Source organism: Kitasatospora brasiliensis, assembly GCF_032654805.1.
GTDB classification, from domain to species: Bacteria; Actinomycetota; Actinomycetes; order Streptomycetales; family Streptomycetaceae; genus Kitasatospora; species Kitasatospora brasiliensis.
On record NZ_JAUOOW010000001.1, the window covers coordinates 591,286 to 610,643 of the forward strand.

17 protein-coding genes are annotated in these 19,358 nt (G+C 71.4%); 3 read left to right on the forward strand and 14 right to left on the reverse strand.

Annotation, left to right across the window (positions count from 1 at the left end):
* Positions 1 to 64 precede the first annotated feature (64 nt).
* From ruvX to QWJ13_RS02665, 4 genes are read right to left on the reverse strand one after another with little or no spacing between them, the layout of a single operon-like run.
* On the reverse strand, positions 65 to 544 hold the full coding sequence (gene ruvX, locus QWJ13_RS02650) for a Holliday junction resolvase RuvX (RefSeq protein WP_316520219.1): 480 nt from the start codon (positions 542 to 544) through the stop codon (positions 65 to 67).
* Positions 544 to 3,213 carry an alanine--tRNA ligase gene (gene alaS / locus QWJ13_RS02655; protein ID WP_316520220.1) on the reverse strand — a complete coding sequence of 890 codons (2,670 nt, stop codon included), beginning with the start codon at positions 3,211 to 3,213 and terminating at the stop codon, positions 544 to 546. The genes ruvX and alaS overlap by 1 nt, the downstream gene beginning before the upstream one ends.
* Positions 3,213 to 3,635: a DUF6167 family protein gene (locus QWJ13_RS02660; RefSeq protein ID WP_316520221.1), complete on the reverse strand. Its 423-nt coding sequence runs from the start codon at positions 3,633 to 3,635 to the stop codon at positions 3,213 to 3,215. Before QWJ13_RS02660 ends, alaS begins: the two co-directional genes overlap by 1 nt.
* A 4-nt stretch (positions 3,636 to 3,639) precedes the next feature.
* Complete coding sequence (locus QWJ13_RS02665; protein WP_316520222.1) at positions 3,640 to 4,119, reverse strand: DUF948 domain-containing protein; 480 nt, start codon at positions 4,117 to 4,119, stop codon at positions 3,640 to 3,642.
* Positions 4,120 to 4,298: 179 nt separating this feature from the next.
* Between QWJ13_RS02665 and QWJ13_RS02670 the strand changes: the two genes are divergently transcribed.
* The gene (locus tag QWJ13_RS02670) at positions 4,299 to 4,625 is read left to right on the forward strand and encodes a tetratricopeptide repeat protein (protein ID WP_316520223.1); all 327 of its coding nucleotides are present in this window, start codon (positions 4,299 to 4,301) and stop codon (positions 4,623 to 4,625) included.
* A gap of 86 nt (positions 4,626 to 4,711) precedes the next feature.
* Here the strand turns inward: QWJ13_RS02670 and rpsD are convergent, their stop codons facing one another.
* From rpsD to QWJ13_RS02705, 7 genes are all read right to left on the reverse strand, one after another.
* Positions 4,712 to 5,326, reverse strand: a complete 615-nt coding sequence (rpsD, locus tag QWJ13_RS02675; protein WP_196952100.1) for a 30S ribosomal protein S4 — start codon at positions 5,324 to 5,326, stop codon at positions 4,712 to 4,714.
* 312 nt (positions 5,327 to 5,638) lie between these two features.
* Positions 5,639 to 7,072, reverse strand: a complete 1,434-nt coding sequence (locus QWJ13_RS02680) for a replication-associated recombination protein A (protein ID WP_316520224.1) — start codon at positions 7,070 to 7,072, stop codon at positions 5,639 to 5,641.
* 46 nt (positions 7,073 to 7,118) lie between these two features.
* Positions 7,119 to 7,952 carry a polyphosphate kinase 2 gene (ppk2, locus tag QWJ13_RS02685; protein WP_316520225.1) on the reverse strand — a complete coding sequence of 278 codons (834 nt, stop codon included), beginning with the start codon at positions 7,950 to 7,952 and terminating at the stop codon, positions 7,119 to 7,121.
* A gap of 104 nt (positions 7,953 to 8,056) precedes the next feature.
* Positions 8,057 to 8,503: a GNAT family N-acetyltransferase gene (locus QWJ13_RS02690; RefSeq protein ID WP_316520226.1), complete on the reverse strand. Its 447-nt coding sequence runs from the start codon at positions 8,501 to 8,503 to the stop codon at positions 8,057 to 8,059.
* Between the two features lie 155 nt (positions 8,504 to 8,658).
* Positions 8,659 to 10,449, reverse strand: a complete 1,791-nt coding sequence (aspS, locus tag QWJ13_RS02695) for an aspartate--tRNA ligase (RefSeq protein WP_316520227.1) — start codon at positions 10,447 to 10,449, stop codon at positions 8,659 to 8,661.
* Positions 10,446 to 11,708 carry a histidine--tRNA ligase gene (gene hisS / locus QWJ13_RS02700; RefSeq protein ID WP_316520228.1) on the reverse strand — a complete coding sequence of 421 codons (1,263 nt, stop codon included), beginning with the start codon at positions 11,706 to 11,708 and terminating at the stop codon, positions 10,446 to 10,448. Before hisS ends, aspS begins: the two co-directional genes overlap by 4 nt.
* Before the next feature lie 11 nt (positions 11,709 to 11,719).
* Entirely contained in the window at positions 11,720 to 12,427 is a 708-nt protein-coding gene (locus QWJ13_RS02705) for an MBL fold metallo-hydrolase (protein ID WP_316520229.1), read from the reverse strand.
* A 236-nt stretch (positions 12,428 to 12,663) separates the two neighbouring features.
* Here QWJ13_RS02705 and QWJ13_RS02710 point away from each other — a divergent pair, with 236 nt between their 5' ends.
* Both QWJ13_RS02710 and QWJ13_RS02715 read left to right on the forward strand, forming a co-directional pair.
* Entirely contained in the window at positions 12,664 to 13,503 is an 840-nt protein-coding gene (locus QWJ13_RS02710; protein WP_316520230.1) for a peptidylprolyl isomerase, read from the forward strand.
* 265 nt (positions 13,504 to 13,768) lie between these two features.
* Positions 13,769 to 14,998, forward strand: coding sequence for a DUF349 domain-containing protein (locus QWJ13_RS02715; protein WP_316520231.1), 1,230 nt, complete (start codon positions 13,769 to 13,771; stop codon positions 14,996 to 14,998).
* Between the two features lie 83 nt (positions 14,999 to 15,081).
* Here QWJ13_RS02715 and QWJ13_RS02720 read toward each other — a convergent pair whose 3' ends face one another.
* From QWJ13_RS02720 to secF, 3 genes are all read right to left on the reverse strand, one after another.
* The gene (locus QWJ13_RS02720; protein ID WP_432277443.1) at positions 15,082 to 17,499 is read right to left on the reverse strand and encodes a RelA/SpoT family protein; all 2,418 of its coding nucleotides are present in this window, start codon (positions 17,497 to 17,499) and stop codon (positions 15,082 to 15,084) included.
* A 191-nt stretch (positions 17,500 to 17,690) separates the two neighbouring features.
* Complete coding sequence (locus QWJ13_RS02725; protein WP_316520232.1) at positions 17,691 to 18,242, reverse strand: adenine phosphoribosyltransferase; 552 nt, start codon at positions 18,240 to 18,242, stop codon at positions 17,691 to 17,693.
* 22 nt (positions 18,243 to 18,264) lie between these two features.
* A complete protein-coding gene (gene secF, locus QWJ13_RS02730) occupies positions 18,265 to 19,356 on the reverse strand; it encodes a protein translocase subunit SecF (protein WP_316520233.1) in 1,092 nt (363 codons plus the stop codon).
* Between the last annotated feature and the right edge of the window lie 2 nt (positions 19,357 to 19,358).

The window sequence follows — 19,358 nt, forward strand, 5'->3', positions numbered from 1 at the left end:
CGAAAGAGGGGTCCGTGCGAACGCGTCCGCACGGACCCCTCAACGGGACGGTAAACCAGACCGGTCAGCCGGCCGCCTCGACGCTCTCACCAGGCGGGCGTCCGCTCACCCGTTCGGACTCAAGGGCGGTCTGGAGAATCACCACCGCGGCGGCCTGGTCGACCACCGAGCGGCCCTTCTTCGCCTTGACCCCCGAGGCGCGCAGCCCGTGGGTCGCGGTGACGGTCGACATCCGCTCGTCCACCAGCCGCACCGGAACCGGGTACAGCCGGTTGGCCAGCCGCGCCGCGTACGCCCGGACCTTCTCCGCCGCCGGGCCCTCCTTGCCGCTGAGCGAGCGGGGCAGCCCGACGATCACCTCCATCGCGTCGTACTCGTCGACGATGGCGGCGATCCTGGCCTGCGACTTCACCCCGGCCGGGACGGTCTCCACGGGCGTGGCGAGCACCCCGTCGGGGTCGCAGGACGCGACCCCGATCCGGGCGTCCCCGACATCGACGGCGATCCGCCGCCCACGTCGGAAGGGCCTCTCCTCGAACTCCATCAGCTGGCGCGCTCCGCGACCAGGCCGCGCACCGCGGCGATGGCCTCGCCGACCGCGGCCGGGTTGGAGCCGCCGCCCTGGGCGACGTCGTCCTTGCCGCCACCGCCGCCGCCGAGGGTCTTGGCCGCGGTGCGGACCAGCTCGCCGGCCTTGATGCCGCGGCCGCGGGCGTCCTCGTTGGTGGCGATCACGGTCAGCGGGCGGTCGTTCGCCACGGTGAAGGCGGCGACCACGGCCGGGCGCGAGCCGAGCCGGCCGCGCACGTCCAGGACCAGCTTGCGCAGCTCGTCCGCGCCCACGCCGTCGGCGACCTGCGCGGCGACCACGGCGATGCCGTGCACGTTCTCGGCCGAGTCGGCCAGGCCCGCCGCGGCGGCCAGCACCTTCTCGGCGCGGAAGCGCTCGATCTCCTTCTCGGCGTCCTTGAGCTTGGCGAGCATGCCCGAGATCTTCTCCGGCAGCTCCTCCGGGCGGCCCTTGACCAGCTCGGTGAGCTGGGAGACCACGGTGTGCTCACGGGCCAGGAAGCGGTACGCGTCGGAGCCGACCAGCGCCTCGACCCGGCGCACGCCGGAGCCGATCGAGGACTCGCCGAGCAGCTTCACCAGACCCAGCTGGGCGGTGTTGCCGACGTGGGTGCCACCGCACAGCTCCTTGGAGAAGTCGCCGATGGTGACGACCCGGACCTCGTCGCCGTACTTCTCGCCGAACATCGCGATGGCGCCGGCCTTGCGGGCCTGGTCCATCGTCATGACCTCGGCGGTGACCTCCAGCTCGCGGGTCAGCACGTCGTTGATCTTCTGCTCGACATCGACCAGCACGCTGCCCGGAACGGCGGCGGGCGAACCGAAGTCGAAGCGGAAACGGCCGGGGGCGTTCTCGGAACCGGCCTGGGCGGCCGTCGGGCCGAGCGCGTCGCGCAGCGCCTGGTGGGTCAGGTGGGTGGCCGAGTGGGCGCGGGCGATCGCCCGGCGGCGCTCGGTGTCGATCGTGGCGTACGCCGAGGAGCCCAGCACGACCTCGCCGAACAGCACCCCGCCGGAGTGCACGATGACGCCCGGGACGGGCTGCTGCACGTCGCGGATCTCCACCACCGCGCCGGACTCCAGCCGGATCCGGCCCTGGTCGGCGAGCTGGCCGCCGCCCTCGGCGTAGAACGGGGTGCGGTCGAGGATGATCTCGACCTCGTCGCCCTCGGAGGCGGCCGGCGACGGAACGCCGTCCACCAGCAGGCCGACCACGGTGGCCTCGCCCTCGGTGAGGGAGTAGCCGGTGAAGACGCTGGCGCCGGACTTGTCGGCGACCTCGCGGTACGCGGCGACGTCGGCGTGGCCCATCTTCTTCGCCTTGGCGTCCGCCTTGGCGCGGTCCCGCTGCTCCTGCATCAGGCGGCGGAAGCCGGCCTCGTCGACCTGGAGGCCCTGCTCCTCGGCCATCTCCAGGGTCAGGTCGATCGGGAAGCCGTAGGTGTCGTGCAGCTTGAACGCCTGCTCGCCGGAGAGCACCGCGCCGCCCGACTGCTTGGTCTCGGTGACCGCGACGTCCAGCAGGTTGGTGCCGGCCTTCAGGGTCTGGAGGAAGGCCGCCTCCTCGCCGATGACGACCGTCTCGATGCGCTTGCGGTCGCTCTCCAGCTCGGGGTACTGCGGGGCCATCGCCTTGATCGCGACGTCGATGAGCTCCTTGGCCACCGGCTCGGTGGCGCCCAGCAGCCGCATGTTGCGGATGGCGCGGCGCAGGATGCGGCGCAGCACGTAGCCGCGGCCCTCGTTGCCCGGGGTGACGCCGTCGCCGACCAGCATCAGCGCGGTGCGGATGTGGTCGGTGACCACGCGCAGCGAGACGTCCGACTTGTGTTCGGCGCCGTACTGGTGGCCGGTCAGCTCGGCGGCGCGGTCGAGGATCATCCGGCTGGTGTCGATCTCGAAGAGGTTGTCGACGTCCTGGAGGATGGCGGCGAGGCGCTCCAGGCCGAGGCCGGTGTCGATGTTCTTGCTCGGCAGGTCGCCGAGGATCTCGAAGCCGTCCTTGCCGTCGCCGTGGCCGCGCTCGTACTGCATGAAGACCAGGTTCCAGATCTCCAGGTAGCGCTCGCCGTTGACGGCCGGGCCGCCCTCCTCGCCGTAGGCGGGGCCGCGGTCGTAGTTGATCTCCGAGCACGGGCCGCACGGGCCGGGGACGCCCATCGACCAGAAGTTGTCCTTCATGCCCAGGCGCTGGATGCGCTCGGAGGGCACGCCGATCACGTCACGCCAGATCAGCTCGGCCTCGTCGTCGTCCTTGTAGACGGTGATCCAGAGCTTCTCCTTCTCCAGGCCGTAGCCACCCTCCGCGACGGGAGTGGTGAGCAGCTCCCAGGCGAACTTGATGGCTCCTTCCTTGAAGTAGTCGCCGAAGGAGAAGTTGCCGCACATCTGGAAGAAGGAGCCGTGCCGGGTGGTCTTCCCGACCTCCTCGATGTCCAGGGTGCGCACGCACTTCTGGACGCTGGTGGCGCGCGAGAACTGCGGCTTGACCTCGCCCAGGAAGTAGGGCTTGAACGGCACCATGCCGGCGTTGACGAGCAGCAGGGTGGGGTCGTCGGCGACCAGGGACGCCGACGGAACGACGGTGTGGCCGCGCTCCTCGAAGAAGCGCAGCCAGCGGCGGCGGATCTCAGCCGACTCCATTAGTGGTCCTTCCGGTTCGGGGTGCCGCCCCGCGGCGGCAGGGCACGGCGGGGCGTTTCTTCAGTGGTCTGGGGGATGGTGCGAGAGCTGCGGGACGGAGGCAGGGCGGCGGCCGGGCGAGCGGGCGCCGCCGAGATAGCTCGGTACTGCGGCTCGCCGCGCAGCACACGGCGGTCACCGCGGGGCTCCACCACGGCGGTGCCGCGCAGCCCCAGATCGTCCTTCAACTGCTCCTCGCGCTCGGCCATTCCGGCCCGCACGTCCTGGGCGAACTGCTTGGCCAGGTCGCCGAGCTGCAACGCGCCGCGAGCGGCGGTGCCGGAGAGGCTGTCCGGGGTGAGCCGCTGGGCGGCCTCGTTGGCCTTCTTCATGGCCCAGACGGTGGCGCCGGCGCCGACCGCCATCCAGAACACGCGTCCCATGCCGTCAGCCCCTCACCGCGCGCCGGACCCGGGAGAGCAGGCCGTTCCTGGGCGCCGTCGCGGCGCGCACCTCGGCCCGGATCAGCCGGGCCAGCTCCTCGCGCTCGCCGGCCTGCTCCGGCACCGGCGGCAGGTTGCCCTGCTGCCGGGCGACGGCCTTGCGCACGCCGTAGCTGAAGGCCGCGACCTTCATCAGCGGTCCGCCCAGGGTGGCGGCCGCGGTGGAGGAGAGCGCCTTGGCGTTGGCGGCGGCGTCCTGCACGTTGGCGGTGATCTCGTCCACCCGCTCCAGCTGCTCGTTGGCGCTGCGCACGGCGGCGCCGGCGTCGGTCAGCAGCGGTACGGCCTGTTCGGTGACGGCGGAGACCAGGACGGCGGCTTCCCGCAGCACCCGGGAGAGGCGGACCAGCACGACGGCGAGCAGGGTGACCAGGACCGCCCAGAACACGGCGACGAGCACTCCGGCCAGCTCTCCCACGGACACCTTTGCGCGCTCCCTCGCCTTGCAGTTCTTCAGGGGAACCCTATCGCGCCGCCGCCCGGTTTCCGGACCGGCCACCGGGCCGCCGCCCGGCACCGTGCGCGGTGGGGCCCTCGCTGGGCCGGAATAGATGAAACTTGCCGATTGCTTGAGGGGGCAAGGATCTACCCGGAAGGAACACCATGGCCCTCAACAACACCGCCGACGAGTACCGCATGGCGACGTTCTACTTCGACTCCAAGGCGTACACCGACGCGGCCCGCATGCTCGAAGGCGTGCTCGCCGAGGAGCCGGCCAACCTCTCCGTCCGGATGCTGCTGGCCCGCAGCTACTTCCACTCCGCCCAGCTCCGCCGCGCCGAGGCCGAGCTGCTGCGGATCCTGGAGATCGACCCGGCCGAGGACTACGCCCGGCTGATGCTCGGCCGCACCCTGGAGCGCCAGGGCCGCGCCGAGGAGGCCCGTCCGCACCTGCGGCTGGCCGCCGCGATGACCGGCGAGGGCAACTGACCGCGGCCGTCACGGAACGGGACGAGCCCCCGTCGCCTCGGAAGGCGACGGGGGCTCGCTGGTGGTTCGCGAAGAGCGAAGCCGGGTCAGCGCGAGTAGTACTCGACGACCAGCTGCTCGTCACAGATCACCGGGACCTCCTTGCGCTGCGGCGCACGGTCCAGGCGGAAGGCCAGGGCCTTCAGGTTGACCTCGAGGTACTTCGGGGTCTGGCCCTCACCCGCGTAGCCACCCTCACGGGCGACCTGGAAGGGGACCTTCTCCTTGGAGCGCTCGCGGACGGTCACCACGAAGCCCGGCTTCATCTGGAACGACGGCTTGTTGACCTTGCCACCGTTGACCTCGATGTGGCCGTGGACGACCATCTGGCGGGCCTGGTAGATGGTGCGGGCGATGCCCGAACGCAGCACCAGCGAGTCCAGACGGGTCTCCAGCTCGGCGACGAGCGCCTCACCGGTCTTGCCCTCGGCCTTCTTCGCGCGGTCGAAGGCGCGCGACAGCTGCTTCTCGCTCAGGTCGTACTGGGCGCGAAGACGCTGCTTCTCCAGCAGACGGACCTTGTAGTCCGAGTTCTGCTTGCGGCCACGGCCGTGCTGGCCGGGCGGGTACGGGCGGGCCTCGAAGTACTTGACGGACTTCGGGGTCAGCGGCACGCCAAGGGCACGCGCGATCTTGACCTTGGGACGCTTCTGGTTCGCCATGAACCAAACCTTCCTTGCTTACGAATACGGCTTCACCAGGTGTTGACGGAGGTCGCATGTCGCGACCCGGAGAAAACCCCGCCGCCTGCGCGATGGGATCAGCCGCTCTCCGGAGCCGGGCACGGACGTGCTGGTCACACGGGCCTGCCCAGTCGCCTGGGCCGCCCGCGACACCGAAAACGGTGCGCGACGCTCCTGGTGCGGGCCTCCCGAGGGAGGCCTACCGCCGATGTCCCGCTGGTGCGGCCGGTCGGTGGGGTCTCCCCCGCCGCCGTCCCGGGACATGGCACTCCGACGAAGTATACCGGTCGATCACTCGCCCGTTTCCCCGGCCTTCGGCTCGGCCTTCTTCTCGGCCTTGGGCTCGGCCTTCTTCTCCGCCTTCTTCTCCACCCGGCGCTCCCCCCGCAGCCGCCCGCGCGTCCACTCGACCACGTCCGCGTACCGGGCCTCGCCGCCGCGCCTGGTCGGCTGGTAGTACTCCTTGCCGTGCACCGTGTCCGGCGCGTACTGCTGGGCGGCGATGCCCTCCGGCAGGTCGTGCGGGTACCTGTAGCCCTTGCCGTGGCCGAGCTTGCCCGCGCCGCCGTAGTGGGCGTCCCGCAGGTGGGACGGGACGGCGCCCGCCAGCCCCTGCCGGACGTCGGCCAGCGCCGCGTCGATCGCCAGGTAGGCGGCGTTGGACTTGGGCGCCAGGGCCAGCGCGATGGCCGCCTGGGAGAGGATGATCCGGGCCTCCGGGAAGCCGATCAGGGCCACCGCCTGGGCCGCCGCCACCGCCGTCTGGAGGGCGGTCGGGTCCGCCAGGCCGACGTCCTCGCTGGCCGAGATCATCAGCCGGCGGGCGATGAACCGAGGGTCCTCCCCTGCCTCGATCATCCGGGCCAGGTAGTGCAGGGTGGCGTCCACGTCGCTGCCGCGGATCGACTTGATCAGCGCGCTCGCCACGTCGTAGTGCTGGTCGCCGTCCTTGTCGTAGCGCACCGCCGCCTGGTTGACCGCCGTCTCGGTGGTGGCCAGCGTGATGGCCGCCTCGCCCTTCTCCAGCGCCGCCCCGGCGGCGGCCTCCAGCGTGGTGAGCGCCCGTCGGGCGTCCCCGCCGGCCAGCCGCACCAGGTGGTCCTCGGCCTCGGCCGTCAGCTCCAGCGCGCCCTCCAGACCGCGCTCGTCGGCCACCGCGCGGCGCAGCAGCGCCCGGATGTCCTCGTCGGTCAGCGACTCCAGGGTGAGCAGCAGCGAGCGGGACAGCAGCGGGGAGATCACCGAGAAGTACGGGTTCTCGGTGGTCGCCGCGATCAGGGTGACCCAGCGGTTCTCGACGGCCGGCAGCAGCGAGTCCTGCTGGGCCTTGGAGAAGCGGTGGATCTCGTCCAGGAAGAGCACCGTCTCCCGGCCGGACATCCCGACCGCCCGCCGGGCCCCGTCGATCACCGCCCGGACCTCCTTGACCCCGGCGGTGATCGCGGACAGCTCCACGAAGCGGCCCTCGACCGCCTGGCTGATCACGTGCGCCAGGGTGGTCTTGCCGGTGCCGGGCGGCCCCCAGAGGATCACCGAGCTGGTCGCCGCCGGGCCCCGCGAGCCGGCCACCAGCCGGCGCAGCGGCGAGCCGGGCTTCAGCAGCTGCCGCTGCCCGGCGACCTCGTCCAGGGTGCGCGGGCGCATCCGTACGGCCAGCGGCGCCCGGCCGGGCTCCCTGCTCTGGCGTTCCTCGGCTGCGGCGGTGAAGAGGTCCGGTTCGTCCACACCGGAAGCCTATGCGAGGGCCCCGACAGGCCGTGCGGCCATGCCGCTACTCCAGCTCGGCCGCATGGTCCGGGACGTACTTCTGGAGGTCGCGCGGGGGCCGCCGGTAGCCGCGCGACGCGGGGCGGGGCGGCAGCTCGATCCGCGGCGCCTTGGTCTCGTGGTACGGCACGGTGGACAGCAGGTGGGCGATCATGTTGATCCGGGCCCGGCGCTTGTCGTCGCTCTCCACCACGTGCCAGGGCGAGTCCGGGGTGTCGGTGTGGATGAACATCTCGTCCTTGGCCCGCGAGTAGTCCTCCCAGCGGGTGATCGACTCGACGTCCATCGGGGAGAGCTTCCAGCGCTTCATCGGGTCCTCCAGCCGCTCCCGGAAGCGCCGCTCCTGCTCGGTGTCGCTCACCGAGAACCAGTACTTGCGCAGCAGGATGCCGGACTCGCTCAGCATCCGCTCGAAGGTCGGGCACTGATGCAGGAACTGCCAGTACTCCTCGTCGGAGCAGAAGCCCATCACCCGCTCGACGCCGGCGCGGTTGTACCAGCTGCGGTCGAACAGGACGATCTCCCCCGCGGCCGGCAGGTGCTCGACGTACCGCTGGAAGTACCACTGGGTCTTCTGCCGCTCGGTCGGCGTGGGCAGCGCCGCGACCCGGGCGATGCGCGGGTTCAGGTACTCCGTCACCCGCTTGATCGCCCCGCCCTTGCCCGCGGCGTCGCGTCCCTCGAAGACCACCACCAGCTTGGCGCCCTCGACCTTCACCCACTCCTGGAGCTTGACCAGCTCCTCCTGGAGCCGCAGCAGTTCCCGCTCGTACGGCTTCCTGGCCAGCTTCTCCGGGTGCTCGGTCCGCTGCTGCTCGGTCACTCTCGGGTCCTCCATCCGGCTGAATGCTGATGCGCACTCACCGTAGGCGCTGACGGACGGATCCGCAGGCCGGCGGGGCCGTGGCGACCGGGCCGGCCCGGCAGGGCGGACGGAAGGGACTAGACGGCGACGAAGGGTTCGGGGTAGCGGCAGAGCCCGCGCGGGGCGCCGTCGTACGCCGTCAGGGGCAGCGCCTGGAAGTAGGCCTCGGGCACTTCGAACGGGCCGGTGACCTCGTGCCGCCCGGCCGGCTTGAAGCCGAACCGCGCGTAGTACTCCGGATCGCCGAGGACGACCACGAGCTTCTCGCCCGCCTTCTCGGCCGCCGCCAGCGCGGCCCGGACGACCAGCTCGCCGACACCCCTGCGCTGCCACTCGGGCGCCACCGCGACCGGCGCGAGCGCCAGGCCCCGGCCGTCGCCGACCTTCAGCCGGGTCAGCAGCGCGTGTCCGATGACCAGCCCGGTCTCGTCGACCGCCACCACGGACAGGTCGGGCAGCCAGGACGGATCGCGGCGCAGCGCGTCCACCAGGTCCGCCTCGTCCGGGCCGGGGAACGCGGCCATGTGGACGCGCCTGGTCGCCGGGGCGTCATCCGGACATTCGACTCTCGTTGTGACCTGCATGGGTCAACCCTCCCTGTGTCACACACCGTTGTGGACCGGCCCCGGACGGCTGGTGAGCCGTCCGGGGCCGTTGCAGGTTAGCGGATGACGTGGCGTCAGGCCTTGGGCTGAGCCTCCGACTTGGCGTCCTCGCGAACCTTGGGCTGGGCGTCCACGCCGGCCTCGCGGCGCTGCGCCGGGGTGATCGGGGTCGGTGCGCCGGTCAGCGGGTCGCCGCCGGTGGACGTCTTCGGGAAGGCGATGACGTCGCGGATGGTGTCGTACCCGCCCAGCAGCGTGACGATGCGGTCCAGGCCGAAGGCGACACCGCCGTGCGGCGGCGGGCCGTAGTTGAAGGCGTCCAGCAGGAAGCCGAACTGCGAGGCCGCCTCCTCCTCGGAGAGGCCGATCGCGTCGAACGCCCGCTTCTGCACCTCGCGCTGGTGGATACGGATCGAACCGCCGCCCAGCTCCGAGCCGTTGAGGACCAGGTCGTACGCGTTGGACAGCGCCGAGCCCGGGTCGGTGTCGAAGGTGTCCAGCGACTCGGCAGTCGGGGCGGTGAACGGGTGGTGCACCGCGTGCCAGCCCTGGAACTGGCCCTTCTCGTCCTCGATCGGCTCGAACATCGGGAAGTCGACGACCCAGAGGAAGGCCCACTTGGACTCGTCGATCAGGCCGCAGCGACGGCCGATCTCCAGACGGGCGGCGCCGAGCAGCTCCTGGGAGGCGCGCTCCTTGCCGGCCGCGAAGAAGACCGCGTCGCCGTTCTTGGCGCCGGCGGCGGCGGCGAGGCCGGCCAGGTGCTCCTCGGAGAGGTTCTTGGCGACCGGGCCGCGCAGCTCGCCGGTCTCGGCGTCGATGAGGACGTACGCCAGGCCCTTGGCGCCGCGCGCCTTGGCCCAGTCCTGCCAGGCGTCCAGCTGCTTGCGCGGCTGCGAGGCGCCGCCGGGCATGACCACGGCACCGACGTACGGGGCCTGGAAGACGCGGAACTCGGTGCCCTTGAAGTACTCGGTCAGGTCGGTGAGCTCCTGGCCGAAGCGGACGTCCGGCTTGTCCGAGCCGTAGCGGCCCATGGCGTCGGCGTAGGTCATCCGCGGCAGCGGGTTGGGGACCTCGTAGCCGTGCACCTCGCGCCAGATGGCGCCGATGATCTTCTCGCCGAGGGCCAGGATGTCCTCCTGGTCGACGAACGAGGCCTCGATGTCCAGCTGGGTGAACTCCGGCTGGCGGTCGGCGCGGAAGTCCTCGTCGCGGAAGCAGCGGGCGATCTGGTAGTAGCGCTCCATTCCGGCCACCATCAGCAGCTGCTTGAACAGCTGGGGCGACTGCGGCAGGGCGTACCAGTGACCGGGCTGGAGGCGGACCGGGACGAGGAAGTCGCGGGCGCCCTCGGGGGTGGAGCGGGTGAGGTACGGCGTCTCGATGTCGAGGTAGTCGTTCTCCTCCATCACCCGGCGGATGATGTTGTTGACCTTGGAGCGCAGGCGCAGGCCCTTGGCCGGGCCCTCGCGGCGCAGGTCCAGGTAGCGGTAGCGCAGCCGGACCTCCTCGTTGACCGTGCCCGGCTCGTACTCGGCGACCGGGAAGGGCAGCGGGGCGGCCTCGGAGAGCACCTCGATGGCGCTGACCACGACCTCGACGGCGCCGGTGGGGATGTCCGGGTTCTCGTTGCCCTCGGGGCGGACCCGGACGTCGCCGACGACCTTGACGCAGTACTCGGCGCGCAGGCCGTGCACGGAGTCGAGGTCGCGGACGACGATCTGCACGGTGCCGGAGGCGTCGCGCAGGTCGATGAAGGCCACGCCGCCGTGGTCGCGGCGGCGGGCGACCCAGCCGGCCAGGGTGACGGTGGTGCCTGCGTGCTCCGGGCGGAGCGTGCCCGCGTCGTGCGTGCGGATCACAGCTGCTTCTCCTTCAGGGTGGTGACGAGTGCGTCGAGGGCGACGGGGGTCTGCTCGCCGGTGCTCATGTCCTTGAGCTGGACGACGCCCTCGGCGAGGTCCCGGTCCCCGGCGATCAGGGCGAAGCGGGCGCCGGACCGGTCGGCGGACTTCATGGCGTTCTTGATGCTCTTGACGCCGAAGGCGAGGTCGGTGGCCACGCCGGCCCGGCGCAGCTCGACGACCTTGGCGAACAGGAGGTTCTTGGCCTCTTCGCCGAGCGCGACGGCGTACACGGCGGTGGCGGCCGGCAGGTCGAGGGTGACGCCCTCGGCCTCCAGCGCCAGGAAGGTGCGGTCGACGCCGAGCGCCCAGCCGACGGACGGCAGCGCGGGGCCGCCGATCATCTCGGACAGGCCGTCGTAGCGGCCGCCGCCGCCGATCGCGGACTGCGCGCCGAGGCCGTTGTGCACGAACTCGAAGGTGGTGCGGGTGTAGTAGTCCAGGCCGCGCACCAGCTTGGGGTCGTCCACGAAGGCCACGCCCGCCGCGGTGAGCAGCTCGCGGACCTTCTCGTCGTACGCCTTGCAGGCCTCGCACAGGTAGTCGCGCAGCATCGGGGCGCCGACCAGCTGGGCCTGCACCGACTCGCGCTTGTCGTCGAGGACGCGCAGCGGGTTGATCTCGGCGCGGCGGCGGGTCTCCTCGTCCAGGTCCAGCCCGGCGAGGAACTCGATCAGCGCGGCGCGGTAGACCGGGCGGCACTGCTTGTCGCCGAGGCTGTTGAGCAGCAGCGAGTAGTCGCTCAGGCCCATCGAGCGGAAGGCGTCGTCGGCCAGGATGATCAGCTCGGCGTCCAGCGCCGGGTCCTCCGCGCCGATCGCCTCGGCGCCGACCTGGGAGAACTGGCGGTAGCGGCCCTTCTGGGCGCGCTCGTAGCGGTAGTACGAGCCGGAGTACCAGAGCTTGACCGGCAGGTTGCCCTGCTTGTGCAGGTTGGCCTGGAGCGCGGCGCGCAGCACCGAGGCGGTGCCTTCGGGGCGCAGCGCGAGCTCGTCGCCGCCCTTGGTGGTGAGGTTGTACATCTCCTTGGTGACGATGTCGGTGGATTCGCCGACGCCGCGGGAGAACAGCTTCACGTCCTCGAAGACCGGGGTCTCGATGTAGCCGTAACCGGCCCGGCGGGCGGGCGCGGCGATGGCCTCGCGGATCGCCAGGAAGGTCGCGGAGCTGGGGGGCAGCAGGTCGTAGGTGCCCTTGGGGGCGGTGAAGGTGCTCAACTTCTCTTCCGTCACATTCCTCGTCGCGGGAAAGCCGGGGCGCCGGCCGCCCCCGCTGCCTGTCGGAGGTAGGGGTTGGTGGCGCGCTCGCGGCCGATGGTGGTCTGACCGCCGTGGCCGGAGAGGACCACGGTGGAGTCGTCGAGGGGCAGGCACACCCGGGCCAGCGAGTTCATGATCGCTCCGCTGTCTCCGCCCGGGAGGTCGGTACGCCCGATGGAGCCGGCGAACAGCAGGTCGCCCGAGAACAGCACCGGGGGGAGGTCCTCGGCACCGGGCGTCCGGAAGGTCACCGACCCCCTGGTATGGCCCGGGGCGTGGTCCACGGTGAGTTCCAGGCCGGCCAGCTGCAGCACGCCGCCGTCGGTGAGCTCGCGCACGTCGTCGGGCTCGCCGACGGTGATCTCGCCCATCAGCTGGGTGCCCAGGGAGCGGCCGAGCGCCTTCTCCGGGTCGGACATCATGTACCGGTCCTCGGGGTGGATCCAGGCCGGGACGCCGCGGGCGCCGCAGACCGGGACCACCGAGGCCACGTGGTCGATGTGGCCGTGGGTGAGCAGCACGGCGACGGGCTTCAGCCGGTGCTCGCGGACCATCTCCTCGACGCCTCGGGCCGCCTGGTGCCCGGGGTCGACGATGACGCACTCCTCGCCCGCCGCCGGAGCGACCAGGTAGCAGTTGGTGCCCCAGGCTCCAGCGGGGAATCCGGCGATGAACACGCGTGTCCTTCGGGGTGCGGTCGGTGGCGACGAGGTCGGAAAGTCAAGTGGTGTAACGGCAGCCTACCGGCGCCGCGGGTCCGGTTGCGAACCAGATGGGGGCGGCGGGGCGACGCCGGGTGACAGGTTCACCACGTTCTTACGGGCCCGGTCCCTACACTTGGCCGCCGAGGGATGCGATGATCCGCTCCGGAATCCATCCACTTTTCCCGCACATCCCGTAGGAGACACGGCCGGTGGTCAGCAGCGAACAGCGGCGGCGGCAGCTCGCCCGAGAGAAGTACGAGCGCCAGATGGAGCGCCGGGTCGCAGCCGCGACCGCGCGCAAGCGCCGCAACACGATCCTGGGCGCCTCGCTCGCCGTCGTGGTGCTGGCCGGCGGTGGCACCCTGATCGCCACCGGCGCGTTCGGCTCCGACGACAAGAAGAGCGACACGACGGCCGCGGCCCAGCCGGCGCCCACCCAGGCCGGCGAGCCGACCACCCCGACCCGCAAGCCGGTCGAGGGCTGCGCCGCCCCGGCGCCGGGCGCGCCGAACGGCAAGACGTGGCAGACCGAGCCGCCGATGACGATCGACCCGAGCGGCGGGTACACCATGACGCTGGACACCAACTGCGGCAAGGTGACGGTCGCGCTGGACGCCGCCAAGGCCCCGCACACCGTGAACTCCTTCAACTTCCTGGCCGGCGAGCAGTTCTTCGACCACACCAAGTGCCACCGCCTCACCACGGACGGCATCTTCGTGCTCCAGTGCGGCGACCCGACCGCCAGCGCGACCGTGCCCGGCGGCACCGGCGGCCCCGGCTACAAGTTCACGGACGAGAACCTGACCGGCGCGACCTACCCGGCCGGCACCGTGGCGATGGCCAACTCCGGCCCGGGCACCAACGGCAGCCAGTTCTTCCTGGTCTACAAGGACACCAAGCTGTCGCCGAACTACACCCCCTTCGGCAAGATCACCGGCGGTCTGGACGTGGTCCAGAAGATCGCCGCCGGAGGCACCCTGGAGGGCGCCCCGGACGGCCACCCGATGGCCGACGTCACCTTCAACTCCGTTACGGTGGCGAAGGGTTGACCAACCCCGGGGCCGTCGGCGGGCGGCGTGCGCGCCGCCCCCGCACGGCCCCGGCCCGAAATCGCCCGGCCCGGATGCGGACAGCACCGGTCCTGGTCGCCTATGTTGGCGTTGTATAGGGTGCCCGGACCCGCCTAGCCGTCACCCTCGGCAGCAAGGCACGGCGGACGGGGACGGCGGACTCTTTCGGTCCGTCGCACATCAACTGTGGACGACGGACGCGCGCCGCCCCGGCGCGGGCGCGACGTCATGTGGAGGACGCGCTATGAGCAGCGACCCGTGGGGCCGTGTGGACGAGCAGGGCACGGTCTACGTCAGGACGGCCGACGGCGAGAACGTCGTCGGTTCCTGGCAGGCCGGCTCGCCCGAGGAGGCCCTCGCCTACTTCGAGCGCAAGTACCAGGGCATCGAGGTGGAGATCGGCCTGCTGGAGAAGCGGGTGCGCACCACCGACCTGGCCGCCAAGGACGCCCAGGCCGCGCTGGAGCACCTGCGTGCCCAGGTCGTCGAGGGTCACGCGGTCGGCGACCTGGCGGCACTGGCCAAGCGGCTGGACACCCTCGCCGGCGAGATCGAGAGCCGGCGCGAGGAGCGCAAGGCCGCCCGCGCCAAGGCCCAGGACGACGCCCGTTCGGCCAAGGAGGCCCTGGTCTCCGAAGCCGAGCAGCTCGCCGAGTCCACCCAGTGGCGGGAGGCCGGCGACCGGCTGCGCGCCCTGGTGGACACCTGGAAGGGCCTGCCGCGGCTGGACCGCAAGAGCGACGACGAGCTCTGGCACCGCTTCTCGCACGCCCGCTCGGTCTTCTCCAAGCACCGCAAGGCGCACTTCGCCACCCTGGACGCCGAGCGCGACCGCGCCCGGCAGACCAAGGAGGCGCTGGTCACCGAGGCCGAGGCGCTGTCCTCGTCCACCGAGTGGGGCAGCACCGCGGCCGCCTACCGCGACCTGATGGCGCGTTGGAAGGCCGCCGGCCGGGCCCAGCGGGACATCGAGGACGAGCTGTGGGCACGCTTCCGCGGCGCCCAGGACGTCTTCTTCCAGGCCCGCTCCGCGGTGTTCAGCGAGCGGGACGCCGAGCAGGTCGAGAACCAGAAGCTCAAGGAGGCGCTGGCCGACGAGGCCGAGGCGATCCTGCCGATCACCGACCTGAAGGCCGCCAAGGCCGCGCTGCGCGAGATCAACGAGCGCTGGGAGGCGATCGGGCACGTGCCGCGCGACGCCCGTCCGAAGCTGGACGGCCGGCTGAACACGGTCGAGCGGGCCATCCGCGAGGCCGAGGACAGCGAGTGGAAGCGCTCCAACCCGGAGGCCAAGGCCCGCGCGGCCGGCATGGTCGGGCTGTTCCAGGCCAAGGCCGACAAGATCCAGGCCGACCTGGACAAGGCCCGCGCGGCCGGCAACGCCTCCAGGACCGCCAAGCTGGAGTCCGAGCTGGCCGGCGTGCGGACGCTGCTGGAGCAGGCGCACAAGAGCCAGGAGGAGTTCAGCGGCTGATCGCCTGACCCGCTGGACGACGAAGGCCCCCGGGAGCGTTCCCGGGGGCCTTCTCCGTACCCGCCTCGGGCGGGGGACCGCCGCTACTTGTTGCGGGCCGAGGTGACGCGGTAGACGTCGTACACGCCCTCGACGCCGCGCACCGCCTTGAGCACGTGGCCCAGGTGCTTCGGGTCGCCCATCTCGAAGGTGAAGCGGCTCATCGCCACCCGGTCCCGGGAGGTCTGCACCGCCGCCGACAGGATGTTGACGTGCTGGTCGGAGAGCACCCTGGTGACGTCCGAGAGCAGCCGGGAGCGGTCCAGCGCCTCGACCTGGATGGCCACCAGGAAGACCGAGGACTGGGTGGCCGCCCACTCGACGTCGATCATGCGCTCCGGCTGCTGGCTCAGCGCCTCCACGTTGACGCAGTCGGCGCGGTGCACCGAGACGCCGTTGCCGCGGGTCACGAAGCCGACGATCGGGTCGCCCGGCACCGGGGTGCAGCAGCGGGAGAGCTTGACCCAGACGTCCTCGACGCCCTTGACGATCACGCCCGGGTCGCCCTTGGCCCGGCGGCGCACCGTACGGCGGTTGTCGTGGGTCGGGGTGGCGGTCTCCGCCAGGTCCTCGGTCGCGCCCTCCTCGCCGCCGAGCGCCTGGACCAGCTTCTGCACGATGTTCGGCGCGGCGACGTGGCCCTCGCCGATCGCGGCGTACAGCGAGGAGATGTCGGGGTAGCGCATCTCGTGGGCCAGGGTGACCAGCGAGTCGCCGGTCAGGATCCGCTGGATCGGCAGGCCCTGCTTGCGCATCGCCCGGACGATCGCCTCCTTGCCGTGCTCGATCGCCTCCTCGCGGCGCTCCTTGGAGAACCAGGCGCGGATCTTGTTGCGGGCACGCGGCGACTTGACGAAGCCCAGCCAGTCCCGGGACGGGCCGGCGTTCTCCGCCTTGGAGGTGAACACCTCGACGGTGTCGCCGTTCTCCAGGGTCGACTCCAGCGGCACCAGCCGCCCGTTGACCCGGGCGCCTATCGTCCGGTAGCCGACCTCGGTGTGCACCGCGAAGGCGAAGTCGACCGGGGTGGCCCCGGCCGGCAGGGCTATCACGTCGCCCTTGGGCGTGAAGACGAAGACCTCGTTGCTGGCCAGGTCGAAACGCAGCGACTCCAGGAACTCGCCCGGGTCGGCCGTCTCCTTCTGCCAGTCCAGCAGCTGCCGCAGCCAGGCCATCTCGTTGACGGCGCCGGCCTTGTCGTCCTTGCGGACCTGGGTCGGGGTGTCGGTGCGGACCTTGGAGGCGCCGGCCACCGCGCGCTGCTTGTACTTCCAGTGCGCGGCGATGCCGTACTCGGCCCGCCGGTGCATGTCGAAGGTGCGGATCTGGAGTTCGACGGGCTTGCCGCCGGGACCGATCACCGTGGTGTGCAGCGACTGGTACATGTTGAACTTGGGCATCGCGATGTAGTCCTTGAACCGCCCCGGCACCGGGTTCCACCGCGCGTGGATGGTGCCCAGCGCCGCGTAGCAGTCGCGGACGGTGTCGACCAGGACCCGGATGCCCACCAGGTCGTAGATCTCGGCGAAGTCCCGGCCCCGGACGATCATCTTCTGGTAGACCGAGTAGTAGTGCTTCGGCCGGCCGGTGACGGAGGCGGTGATCCGGGCGCCGCGCAGGTCCGCCTGGACCTGGTCGATGACGGTCGCCAGGTACTCGTCCCGCTTGGGGGCGCGCTCGGCGACCAGCCGGACGATCTCGTCGTACATCTTGGGGTAGAGGATCGCGAAGGCGAGGTCCTCCAGCTCCCACTTGATGGTGTTCATGCCCAGCCGGTGCGCCAGCGGGGCGTAGATCTCCAGCGTCTCGCGGGCCTTCTTCTCCTGCTTCTCCCGCTTGAGGTAGCGCATGGTGCGCATGTTGTGCAGGCGGTCGGCCAGCTTGATCACCAGGACCCGAGGGTCCTTGGCCATCGCGACGACCATCTTGCGGACGGTCTCGGCCTGCGCGGCCTCGCCGAACTTGACCCGGTCCAGCTTGGTGACGCCGTCCACCAGCAGGGCCACCGAGTCGCCGAAGTCCTTGCGCAAGGTCTCCAGGCCGTAGTCGGTGTCCTCGACGGTGTCGTGCAGCAGCCCGGCCATCAGGGTCGGGGCGTCCATGCCGAGCTCGGCGAGGATCGTCGCGACGGCCAGCGGGTGGGTGATGTACGGGTCGCCGCTCTTGCGCTTCTGCCCGCGGTGCCACTTCTCGGCCACCGCGTAGGCCCGCTCTATGTCCCGCAGCAGCGCCGGGTCGGCCTTCGGGTCATTGGCCCGGATCGAGCGGAACAGCGGCTCCAGGACGGGGTTGAGCACGCTGGAGCGCTGGCCGCCGAGGCGGGCCAGCCGGGCCCGCATGCCGCCGGTGGAGCCGCGGCCGGAGGGGCCGAGAGAACGCGAGGAGGTCGGCGCCGGGCGTGCCGGGGTGGCCCCCGAGGGCGTGGGACGGTTTTCGGGGGCGGCCGCTGCGGCCGTGGGCACAACCTCGTCGGGCAAGGACTACTCCTCGGGGCACCGGGCCGACCCCTGCCGTGGCCCGAACGGTCGGACACAACCGGGAGGGGATGAATCTTCATGGTACCGAGCCGGGCGCCCGGGTGTTCATCCGGCCGGGCCAGGAAACGGAAGAGCGGCGGTCGGATGTTCCGACCGCCGCCCTCCCGACCGATTGGTCAGACGGTGACCAGCGTCTCCAGCGGAGCATCGCCGAGGTGCCCGGCCAGCCGCTCGCGGCCGTCCAGGAAGCCCAGCTCCATCAGCACCACGACGCCCACCAGCTCGGCGCCGGCCTCCTTGACCAGGTCCAGCGAGGCGCCGATGGTGCCACCGGTGGCCAGCACGTCGTCCACCACCAGCACCCGCTCACCGGGCGCGAAGGCGTCGCACTGCACCTCCAGCGTCGCCGAGCCGTACTCCAGCTCGTAGCTGCGCCGGAACACGTCACCGGGCAGCTTGCCCTGCTTGCGGATCGGCACGAAGCCGAGCCCGGCCGCGACGGCCGCCGGAGCCGCCAGCACGAAGCCGCGCGCCTCCAGGCCGACCACCTTGGTCGCACCGAGCGCGTGCGCCCGGTCCGCCAGCGCCCGGGTGAGGGCGCCGAAGGCCTCGGCGTCGGCGAGCAGCGGCGCGATGTCCTTGAACAGCACACCCGGCTTCGGGTAGTCCTGGACGTCCCGGATCCGGCTGTTCAGCAGCTCGGCCAGTGCGGTGTCGGCGGTGGTCACAGAGGATTCCTCGGGTTCGGGGTCAGCGCTTGGTGGACGGACGGCCCTTGGCGGTGCCGGTCGAGCGGCCACGCTGCCCGACCATACCCGCAGGCTGCTCCTCGCCCGACAGCTCCTCGTCGCCCAGGTCCTCGGACTCGCCCTTGGCGGCGGCCGCGGCCCGGTGCTGGAGGACCCGCTTGCGCAGCGCCTTCATCTCCGGCTGCTCCTCCTTGAGCTGCGCCAGCAGCGGGGTGGCGACGCAGATCGAGGAGTAGGCACCGGCCGCGAGGCCGATGAACAGCGCGAGCGAGATGTCGTTCAGGGTGCCGGCGCCCAGCAGGCCACCGCCGATGAACAGCAGCGCGGCGACCGGAAGGAGCGCCACCACGGTGGTGTTGAGCGAGCGCACCAGGGTCTGGTTGAGGCCCGCGTTCGCGGCCTCGCTGTAGGTGCGCTTGTTCTGCTTGGTGAGCCCCTTGGTGTTCTCCTTCACGGTGTCGAAGACGACGACCGTGTCGTAGAGCGAGTACCCGAGGATGGTCAGGAAGCCGATCACCGTACCCGGGGTGACCTCGAAGCCCACCAGGGCGTACACGCCGATGGTGATCAGGAGGTCGTGGATGAGGGCGACCAGGGCGGACACCGCCATCCGCCACTCGAAGGCGATCGCCAGGTAGACCGTCACCAGGACCATGAAGACGATCAGACCGGTGAGGGCCTTCTGGGAGATCTGCTTGCCCCAGCTGGGGCCGATCACCTGGGCCTCGACGGTGTCCAGGGGAACGCCGAGCTTCTCGGAGAGCTCGGTGCGGATCTCGTCGGAGCTCTTCGGCTCCTCGGTGCTGACCTGGATACGGATCTTGCCGTTGTCGGTCGACTGCACCAGCGGGTGCGAGGAGACGACCCCGTCGGCGGTTTCCTGCGCCTGGGAGACCGTCAGGCCGGGCTTGGCCACGGTGTAGACCGAGCCGCCCTTGAACTCGATGCCCAGGTGCAGGCCCATGGCCAGGCCGATCGCCGCGACCAGCACGATCACGCCGGAGATGGAGTACCAGAGCTTGCGGCGGCCGACGAAGTCGAAGCTGACTTCGCCCTGGTAGAGCCGGTGGCCCAGGTTGGAGAAGCGTGACACGG